This window comes from Dactylosporangium sp. NPDC050688, from assembly GCF_040654515.1.
GTDB lineage: Bacteria > Actinomycetota > Actinomycetes > Mycobacteriales > Micromonosporaceae > Dactylosporangium.
In genome coordinates, this window is the sequence record NZ_JBFAIC010000033.1 from 106393 (window position 1) to 115483 (window position 9091).

Below are 9091 nucleotides of genomic sequence, written 5' to 3' on the forward strand. Positions count from 1 at the left end.
CCGTTGAGGGATGAGCGGATCTGTATCTGCGCCCATGCCCCCGGCGGCGCTGCACGCCGGGCAGCGGGCGCCTGACTTCGAGTTGCCCTCCGCACCCGACCACCGGCTCGGCTCGTCGCAGCTGCGCGGCCGCCCGGCGGTGCTCGCCTTCTACCCGGCCGACTGGAGCCCGGTCTGCGGCGACCAGATGACGCTCTACCAGGCGGTCATGCCGGAGTTCGAGCGCTACAACGCCGGCGTCGTGGGCATCTCCGTGGACAACGTCTGGTCGCACCGGGCGTTCGCTGAGGACCGGGGGATCACGTTCCCGCTGCTGGCGGACTTCGAACCCAAGGGGGAGGTCGCCCGCCGGTACGGCGTCTACGACGATCGCAGCGGGGTCTGCCAGCGGGCCCTCTTCGTGCTCGACGGCGACGGCATGGTCACCTGGAGCCAGGTGGTGCCGGCCGGGGTCAACCCGGGCGCCGAGGGGATCCTCAACGCGCTCGACGGCCTCGACAGCGAACGGCGGCCGGTGCTGTGACCACGACCCCGTTCCAGGTCACCGTCGCCCGGCTGGTGGTGCCGGTCGGCGCCGAGGACCACACCCTGTCCGACGGGCCGGTGTCGCTGGTGGAGTACGGCGACTACCAGTGCCCGTACTGCGGCATGGCGCACACCATCGTGCAGGACCTGCTGCGGCTGCGGCACGAGACGGTGCGCTACAGCTACCGGCACTTCCCGCTCACCAACGTGCACCCCTACGCCGACCTCGCCGCGGAGGTCGCCGAGGCGGCCGCCGTCAGGGGGAAGTTCTGGCCGGTGCACGACTGGCTCTTCGAACACCAGCGCAGCATCAACCCGCGCCAGCTGATGGTCGGGGTGGAGCGCCTCGGGCTGCCGTCGGAGGAGATCGCCGACGAGGTCGGCGGGCACGTCCATCTCGACCGGGTCCGCCGCGACTTCGTCGGTGGGGTCCGCAGCGGGGTCAACGGCACGCCGACGTTCTTCATCAACGGAGTACGGCACGACGGCGGCTACGCCCTGGAGGAGCTGCTCGAGGCTGTCGACGAGGCGGCCGAGTCGATCGCCTGACCGAACGACGTGAGGCCGGCTCTCATCACGCGCCGTGTGGGAGCCGGCCCGTCCGCGTGTGCGCCGGCGGTTACCCAGCGCAATATCGACGGTTGGCTTCTGTACCGCAATCATCAGCGGATAAAGCTCAACAATGCCGCGGCCGTACGGTTCCGAATGTTACCCACGGTGCGAATGGTTGACGTTTGAACCCGAATTACGTCTCCTCACGCTCGGTAGCGCCGGCCGGCCGAGCAGGGCGTCAATATCACTTTGCCAGGTCGCCAGTAATTCAAATCCTCATTACGAAAGTTGCGGAGCAACTGTCCCGCAGTGCATGCTTTCGCGTTGGGTCGGTGAGATTTCTCGGATCCAGATTGAGCTGAAGACGGAAGTGTGGTGACGGTGCGCCAGGCTGAGGTTCGTGGCGCCTGCACCCTGCCCTCTTCGAGGAGTGCGGGCGGATGCTGCTTGCAGATGACTTCTTCCTGATCGCGCACGACGACCGGGACGGGCGGTCCCGCCTGTCGCAGCGGGCGGTCGAGCTCGGCCTCGCCGGCGCGATGCTCGGCGAGCTGGTCCTGGAGCAGCGGATCGTCTGCGAGGGCGACCGGCTCAGGGTCCTCAGCCGTGAACCTCCCTCGGACCCCCTGGCGCACACCAACCTCGCCACCATGATCGCTGAGACGCAGCACCGCGAGATCCGCACGTGGCTGCTCTTCCTCGGCCAGACCGCGGTCGACGCGGTCGGCCAGCGGCTCGCCCGCGTCGGGCTGGTCGAGCAGACCCAGGTGCGGCGGCTGCTGCGCACCACGACCCGATGGGTGCCCACCGACATCAACCTCCCGGCGGGCCGGGTGGTGCGGCTGCGCCGCCTGCTCACCGGCCACGAGCCGATGCGGGTCGCCGACACCACCCTCGCCGGCCTGGCCGACGCGACCGGCCTGTCCGGTCACGTCCTGTGGGACACCGACCAGACCAGCGTCAAACGACTGCAACAGGCGGTCAGCGCCCTGCCCCCGCCGCTGCGCGACCTGATCCATCAGGTCGAGTCCGCGGTGGGTGACTCGGTGCTGTCGCAGCGCGGCTAGCGGACTCTCTTCCCCCCTTCCCCCTCATCAACCCCCTGGAGGACCGATGTCCGCAACGTCGCCTGCGCGACCGAGCGTGGTATCACAGGCGCTGGCCCGGGACCGTCTCGGCGTGCCGTCCGTCATCATGTTCGCCCTCACGGCGGCCGCCCCCCTCATGGTGGTCGGCGCCCTCGTCTCCTCGGCGTGGGGGTGGGTCGGTGTCACCGGCTTCCCGCTCGCCTTCGTCATCATCGCCCTGGTCCTGGCGCTGTTCAGCTTCGGCTACGTCGCCATGTCCCGGCACATCACCAACGCCGGCGCGTTCTACAGCTACATCGCCCAGGGCCTCGGCCGCCCGCTCGGCGTCGGCGGCTCGCTCGTCGCGCTGCTGGCCTACAACCTGCTGCAGATCGGCCTCTACGGCGCGTTCGGCTTCTTCGGCTCGCTGATCCTCGCGGACAAGGCGGACCTGAACGTCGACTGGTGGATCCTGGCGCTCGCGCTGTGGCTGTTCATCGCGATCCTCGGCCTGCTGCGCGTCGACGTCAACAGCAAGGTACTCATGGTCCTGCTCGGCGCCGAGCTCATCGCCGTGACGATCTTCGACTTCATCTTCCTGAGCAACCCGGCCGAGGGCGGCGTCAGCCTCGAACCCTGGACCTGGGGCTCGCTGACGGACGCGGCCGGACCGGCGTTCGCCGTGTGCGTCACCGCCTTCGTCGGCTTCGAGGCCGCGCCGGTCTTCGCCGAGGAGGCGCGCAGCAAGAACCGGACGGTTGCCCTCGCCACCTTCCTCGGCCTCGCCGTCATGGTCGTCTCTTACGCCATCACCAGCTGGGCCGCCGCGGTCAGCATCGGCGTGGACGCCCTCGTTCCGCTGGCGCAGCAACCAGACATCGCCTCCGCCGGCGGTCCGTTCTTCCCGACCCTCGCCGAGAAGGGCGGCGCGTGGGCCGCCGACCTCGGCCTCGTCCTGCTGACCACCAGCATCGCGGCCGCGGCCCTGAGCTACCACAACACGACCGCGCGCTACGCCTTCGCGCTCGGCCGCGAGCGGGTGCTCCCGGCGTTCTTCGGCCGCACCCGGGCCCGCTCCGGCGCCCCGGTGTCCGGCTCGATCTTCCAGACCCTGATCGCGTTCGTCGTGCTCGTGCTCTTCGCGGTCCAGGGCTGGGACCCGATGCTCAACCTGTTCTTCTGGCTGGGCACCTCCGGCGGCGTCGGCGTGCTGTTCCTGGTCTTCGCGACCTCGCTGTCGGTCATCGGGTTCTTCCTGAAGGACGCGCGTGGCGAAGGCGCCTGGTCCCGGCTCATCGCCCCGGTCCTGGCCTCGGCGGCGCTCGGCTACATCATCTGGCTCGTCGTGGACAACTTCGGCGGCCTGCTCGGCTTCGCTCCCGGCGCCGAGAACGCCGCCGTCTGGGCCTTCCCGACCGCCTACGGCGTGGTCGCCGTCATCGGCATCATCTGGGCCTTCGTCCTGCGCGGCATCAGCCGTGAGGACTACGACTCGATCGGTCTCGGCGCCCGCGCCACGACCCGCGCCGAGGCGCCGGACTACGCGCAGCTGTAAGGCGACGGCCCTGCGGGGCCACGCATCACCGAACGGGAAGAGCCGGGGCGACGCGCCCCGGCTCTTCGCGTTGTGGAGTGCTCAGAGCATCTCGGTGTCGCGGAGCAGGCGCCACAGGCCGGCGCCGTCCGGGGCGCTCAACCAGCGCTGTGCGGCGCCGGCGTCGGCAGGGAGGCGGCGGGTGCTGCCGGCGGGCGTCGGGAAGCCACCCGCGAGCACCGCCTGGGTCGGGGACAGGTGCCGGATCGCCACGGCCGCCACGTTCTGCGGGTGCTCGGCCACGAACTCGGCGTAGATCTCTGGGTCGTGCTGGCCGTCGTCGCCGACCAGCAGCCAGCGGACGTCGGGGAACTCCTCGGCCAGCCGGGCCAGGGTCGCGCGCTTGTGGGCCTGGCCGCTGCGGAAGAACCGGTCCGGCTGCGGGCCCCAGTCGGTCAGCAGGAGCGGGCCGGCCGGGTACAGGTGGCGCGACAGGAAGCGGGTCAGCGTGGCGGCCACGTTCCAGGCGCCGGTCGACAGGTAGAAGACCGGCGCGCCGGGGTTGGCGTTGACCAGGCGCTCGTACAGGACCGCCATGCCGGGGACGGAGGCGCGGGCGTGCTCGTCGAGGACGAAGGTGTTCCAGGCGGCCAGCAGGGGGCGGGGCAGGGTGGTGACCATGACGGTGTCGTCGACGTCGGAGATGACGCCGAAGCGCACGGACGGGTCGACGATGCGCACCGGGGCCTCGACAGGGGCGCTGTCCTCGCACTCGAGGGTGACGGTGGCCCAGCCAGGGGCGAGCTCGGCCTCGATCACGGTGTCGATGAAGCCGCCCCGGTCGCTGCGCACCTCGCAGCTGCGGTCGCCGGCGGTGATGCGGACCAGCGCGTTCGCCACGGAGACGGCGGTGAACGAGCGCCAGCCGCGCAGCTTCTTGGGGCGCTTGCCGGGCTTCGGGTCGATGCGGGTGAGCAGGACCCGGCCGAGCACGCGGACCCAGCCGGGGGCGCCGTAGCCGGTGTACGGCGTGACGGCCACCTTCCACCCGCGCAGCCGGAGGCGACGCTCCAGCACGTCGTGGAAGGCGTCCTCGATGCGCGCGGCCCGGTGCAGCCGGACCGGACCGGAAGGGGTCAACGACACGCGCCAACCCTGTCACAGCCCCCACGCCGCCGCACCACCACACGCTGGGTGACAGTTGCGCGACGGTGGCATGAAACCGTGAGCCCGAACACATCGGACGCTTCTAGCGTTGGTGGTGTCAGGGACACACACCAAGGGGTATGAGATGGCAACTACGACATTCGAGGCGGTGCGGGCCGAGGCCTTGTTCGTTTCCTACCTGCAGTGCTCGCAGGCGCCGAAGAGCGACGAGGTCCGCGCGGCCGTGGTGAGCACGCTGCGGCGGGTCGGCATCAAGGGCTGCGCTGCCCAGGTCGCCGGCGAGTTCGGTGACCACCCGGAGACGGCGGTGGCGCGGATGGCGTGGGCCCTCGCGCTGGTCCGCTCGACCTATCCGGCCCGGCGCAACGCGCCGCGCGCGGTCCGGCTCCTCGCGCGCAGCGCTTGAGAAGCCGGGGCCTGTGCATCGCGCGGACCCGCAGGAACTCCACGTCGCACTCGACGACGCCCAGTTCGGCGGCGCGGAAGTCCCAAGCCGTCATCGCCGCGACGAACCCCGCATGGCCTGCAGCAACCTGGTATCCCCGCCGCCTTCAACAATGGGACACCATCCGTTACGGACGGCAACCGCGTGCTCAGCGATTTCCGGATCGAAAAGGTCTTCCAGCATTGCCGGCGACCTCGGCGGCAGCGGGCGACCCACAAACCCCCAGACAAATCGAGCTGCCCCGCTGACAAGCCGGCGCAGCGGTTTACGCCAGGCGCATCCCGTTTCGGGGGTCTCCGGCTGGGCCCGTCCCGGCGCGGGTCTCAGTTGAGCTCATGTCGCCGAGATCCGGAATGGGTGGCGCTGTTCGGCGCTGATCCGCTTAGATGATGCATGCACAACCGAGGCAGTAGCTTCGCATGAAAGGGACATGACGATGTCCACATATGACGGTGCGCTGACCGACCCGGCCGCGGCGATGACCGCCGCCGATTTCGTGGCGAGTCTCCGTGCGCTGCGGGAGTGGTCCGGGCAGACGTTCCGGCAACTGGAGACGCGGGCCTCGGAGGCCGGCGCGGTCCTGCCGCACAGCACGCTCGCGACCGCGCTGTCGCGAGCTCGACTCCCCCGTGAGGAGTTGGTCGCGGCCTTCGTGCGGGCCTGTGGCGGCGACGACGACATGGTGTCCGAGTGGGTCGCGGCCCGGAAGCGGATCGCGGCGGCGAACGCCGGCACACCCTCGGTGACCCTGCCACCGGAGCAACGGCAACCGCTCGCCACAGCGAACCACACACCCGATTCCGTCAATTCGGTCCAGCTTGCGCGCGAGCCGGTGAAGGCTGCGGAAGGTTCGACAGCTGCGGCCGAGGAGACGGTGGACGCGGCGGCAGAGGCGGGGGTCGATGGGGTCGATGGGGCCGGGCAACTCCTGGCCGCGCCGTCGCCGGCATCGACGGCTGCCATGACCGTTACGCCCGATTCACCGTCTGATTCACCGTCTGACTCACCGTCTGACTCGCCGTCTGACTCGCCGTCTGACTCACCGTCTGACTCATTGCCTGACTCACCGCCTGATTCACCAATCGCAACGCCGGTTGAGATGCCGGTCGAGCCACTGCCCGAAACGTTGGCCGAAACGCCGGCTGAAGCGCTGGTCGAAACGCTGGCCACAGGCGCGGTCGTTCCGTTCGAGCCCGTTCCGGGCATTGCTGCGGTGGCGATCGAACCGGTTTTTCCGGCGCCGCTGGAGAAACCGGGGAAGCCCCGCGTCGGGTTCACCGACGGGCAGCTCGCCAGCATGGTGAGGGCACGGCAGGAGCCTAGTGCCTGGGTCGGCCTGCACCGCCGCCGCGCACCGTTCCGGACCGGCGGCTCGGCCGAATCGGGGTCCCTGCACCTGCGCGACCTCGTGCCGCCCCTGGTGTTCCGTGCTGGCTGGGCCTCCCGGGTCCTCCTCGGTGTCCTGGCCCTCCTGCTGGTCGTCGTGGCCACCGGGGGTATCGCCCGGGCACTGCGGCCCGACAGAGGCGACGAGCGGGACTCGGATCCGCTCGCGATCGTGCCGGACGGCGACCTGGCCGAGATCGATACCGACGCGTTGCTGGCGGACGGCGCGTACCGGATCTTGCCCGTCTTTACCGCATCGGCAAACCTGTGCCTCGGCGAAGGGCCCCAGTTCCGTACCTCCGGAAAGGCTGCCGTGGTGACTCACAACTGCGCGACCGCCACGCCGACGCTGAGTTGGCTGGAGCATCAACCCAGCGGTCGATACCGCATTCTCTGGAGATATCCCGACGCGCGCATCGGCTGCTTCACCGTCAATCCGAACAGCGACGGCTATGTGGTCACGTCGCAGAGCTGCGGGACGGCGCCCGGCGACCAGGAGTTCGACCTGGAGCTGGTGGAAACGACGATGGGGCGGGCCGCGTCGGTCGATCTTCCCCGAGTCAAGCTGTACGTGCCGGGCGTGCCGAACGGCTGCCTCGGCATCATCGACGGCGACACCAGGCCGGGTGCGGTGCTCGTCAGTCAGCGCTGTGACGGCAGCGCCGAGCAACAGTTCGTGTTCATGAAGAGCTGAGCGGCGGTCGCGCGGGTCGGCCGGCCGGGCCAGGTCGAGGGCCGGCTGGCCGCGGGCTCTGGCCGGTCGCCCGGCGGTGTGGGCGCCGGCCAGCGCAGCGCTGACCTGCCCGGTCCAGGACGGCTGCAGGCTGCCGGGACCGGGTTCGGCCACCGCCCGGCTATTCCTCGACGCGGCAGGTGTTGTCGCATTCCAGTGTCAGGCACCGTAACCGGCGAGTTCGTCTGTGCCAACAAGCCCTGCCCGTCACGGGTTCACCAGTTCGAACATCTCGTTGGTGTAGAAGCATGCCTTAGGACTGTACTGAATGAGCTTCGTGCCGGCCGCAAGGGACCTGCCGGGTACGTCGAGCGTCGCATAACCCTTTTTGTTCTTCAGCGAGTAGACCCTCCCGGAAGTGCCCTTACTGGAAGAGACCCCGTCACACGGTATGAGCGCCCAGCGGCTGCTGTCCGAGTTGCAGTTCGAGGACTGGATGACCTTTGCGCCGGGTTGTTCGCTACCGCCGGCCACCTTCATGCACAGCTTGCTGTTGGCGTTACGGACGATGTAATAACGACCCCCTTCGCTGCCGTTGCAGTGCTCGACACAAAGGAAGCCCCACCTCTGGTTCCACGTATCGGCGCGAGTGCCGCTCCTGCATGGGTACTGCTGAAGCCGGACGCCGTTCGCCTTGCTCTTCCTGGGCACATCGACGCACATTTGAGAATGGATGAACCTGATTGCCGGGGAGGGCCGGACGGAAGCTCTTTCATCCTTCGCATAGGACGGAGAAGCATCGACCACATTTGTGGTCAGCACCAAAGCTGCCGCAGTCAGGAGCGCGAAGAGCTGCACTGCATTCATCAGCTTACTGTTTTTGTTTCTTGTTGAGATCACCGATTGTCCTTCATGTGTCGGACAGGGGCACTGAATCAGGGCGGATGGGTGAGGCGTTGCCGGCAGAACAGCGCCTCCTGGTCGCGGTCCGCTGGTCAGGACCCCATGCGGTAGTACGTCATGGCGCCCTTGCGGTGGCTGCCCTTGGCCACGCTGTTGTTGCCGCCGTTTCCGTCGATCGTGTGGATTGTTTTCCCGTTCACCCACACCACAATTTCGATGTGCTGACCGCTGCTCGCGACGGCGACGTCACCCGGCTTGGGTGTGCGCACCCTGGTGAGCGCGGCCGCCCAGTTCGACACCAGGAACGACTTCGGCGTGTTCGGCACGCCCGCCTTCGTCCACACCCAGCGGGTGAAAGCGGCGCACCACGGACCTTTCACGTCGTCGTCGCAGTTGAGCTTCGAGCCGAAGTCGCGGAAGTACTTCTGGCAGTTGTTCGCCGCCCGCTTGGTGGTGCCGCGCTCACGCACGCCGAGCTGGCTCCTGGCGATGCAGACGACTTTTTCCCGCCGGTCCAGCGAATCATTGTTCTGGCACGCCTTCGCCTTGGTGTCGGCGTTGGCGGTGGCCGCGTTGGCCGCCATCGCACTACCGAACAGCAGGGCCGCGACGGCCGCGAGCGCCACCAGCAGCGGCGCGACCTTCTTCCGCAACATGTCTTTCATCGAATGCTCCACGTCGGTTGGCCGTCGAATCACGCGGCGGTTTCGGGATCGCCGTATCGACAGCACACAGGCTCGGCCGAACCAAGGTCAATGAAGGAGCGCCGTCCCGAACAGTCCCGAACGCCACCGCGGGTAGCGGCCCTGTCCTGCCCGGGACAACCGTGGGGCAGGACA

Annotated in this window: 9 protein-coding genes; 6 read left to right on the top strand and 3 right to left on the bottom strand. The window is 68.9% G+C overall.

Annotated elements, in window-relative coordinates:
• The first annotated feature begins 10 nt into the window (after positions 1-10).
• From AB0H83_RS28415 to AB0H83_RS28430, 4 genes are all read left to right on the top strand, one after another.
• The gene (locus AB0H83_RS28415; RefSeq protein WP_360099671.1) at positions 11-523 is read left to right on the top strand and encodes a redoxin domain-containing protein; all 513 of its coding nucleotides are present in this window, start codon (positions 11-13) and stop codon (positions 521-523) included.
• On the top strand, positions 520-1074 hold the full coding sequence (locus AB0H83_RS28420; protein ID WP_360099673.1) for a DsbA family protein: 555 nt from the start codon (positions 520-522) through the stop codon (positions 1072-1074). The genes AB0H83_RS28415 and AB0H83_RS28420 overlap by 4 nt, the downstream gene beginning before the upstream one ends.
• A gap of 443 nt (positions 1075-1517) precedes the next feature.
• Positions 1518-2144 (top strand): GPP34 family phosphoprotein, encoded by a 627-nt coding sequence (locus tag AB0H83_RS28425; RefSeq protein ID WP_360099675.1) that lies wholly within the window; start codon positions 1518-1520, stop codon positions 2142-2144.
• 112 nt (positions 2145-2256) lie between these two features.
• On the top strand, positions 2257-3699 hold the full coding sequence (locus AB0H83_RS28430; protein WP_360099677.1) for an APC family permease: 1443 nt from the start codon (positions 2257-2259) through the stop codon (positions 3697-3699).
• Positions 3700-3780: 81 nt separating this feature from the next.
• Here the strand turns inward: AB0H83_RS28430 and AB0H83_RS28435 are convergent, their stop codons facing one another.
• Positions 3781-4824 (bottom strand): phosphatase domain-containing protein, encoded by a 1044-nt coding sequence (locus tag AB0H83_RS28435; RefSeq protein WP_360099679.1) that lies wholly within the window; start codon positions 4822-4824, stop codon positions 3781-3783.
• A 145-nt stretch (positions 4825-4969) separates the two neighbouring features.
• Between AB0H83_RS28435 and AB0H83_RS28440 the strand changes: the two genes are divergently transcribed.
• Both AB0H83_RS28440 and AB0H83_RS28445 read left to right on the top strand, forming a co-directional pair.
• Positions 4970-5251, top strand: coding sequence for a hypothetical protein (locus AB0H83_RS28440; RefSeq protein WP_360099681.1), 282 nt, complete (start codon positions 4970-4972; stop codon positions 5249-5251).
• Between the two features lie 475 nt (positions 5252-5726).
• The gene (locus AB0H83_RS28445; protein ID WP_360099683.1) at positions 5727-7370 is read left to right on the top strand and encodes a helix-turn-helix transcriptional regulator; all 1644 of its coding nucleotides are present in this window, start codon (positions 5727-5729) and stop codon (positions 7368-7370) included.
• Positions 7371-7616: 246 nt separating this feature from the next.
• Here AB0H83_RS28445 and AB0H83_RS28450 read toward each other — a convergent pair whose 3' ends face one another.
• Both AB0H83_RS28450 and AB0H83_RS28455 read right to left on the bottom strand, forming a co-directional pair.
• The gene (locus tag AB0H83_RS28450) at positions 7617-8216 is read right to left on the bottom strand and encodes an RICIN domain-containing protein (protein ID WP_360099685.1); all 600 of its coding nucleotides are present in this window, start codon (positions 8214-8216) and stop codon (positions 7617-7619) included.
• 128 nt (positions 8217-8344) lie between these two features.
• A complete protein-coding gene (locus AB0H83_RS28455) occupies positions 8345-8929 on the bottom strand; it encodes a CHAP domain-containing protein (protein WP_360099687.1) in 585 nt (194 codons plus the stop codon).
• Positions 8930-9091 lie beyond the last annotated feature (162 nt).

Bases quoted from the DNA above. Each gene is read 5' to 3' on its own strand.
- AB0H83_RS28445 (WP_360099683.1), top strand. From the start codon at position 5,727: ATGTCCACATATGACGGTGCGCTGACCGACCCGGCCGCGGCGATGACC.
- AB0H83_RS28425 (WP_360099675.1), top strand. From the start codon at position 1,518: ATGCTGCTTGCAGATGACTTCTTCCTGATCGCGCACGACGACCGGGAC.
- AB0H83_RS28450 (WP_360099685.1), bottom strand. From the start codon at position 8,216: ATGAATGCAGTGCAGCTCTTCGCGCTCCTGACTGCGGCAGCTTTGGTG.
- AB0H83_RS28440 (WP_360099681.1), top strand. From the start codon at position 4,970: ATGGCAACTACGACATTCGAGGCGGTGCGGGCCGAGGCCTTGTTCGTT.
- AB0H83_RS28415 (WP_360099671.1), top strand. From the start codon at position 11: ATGAGCGGATCTGTATCTGCGCCCATGCCCCCGGCGGCGCTGCACGCC.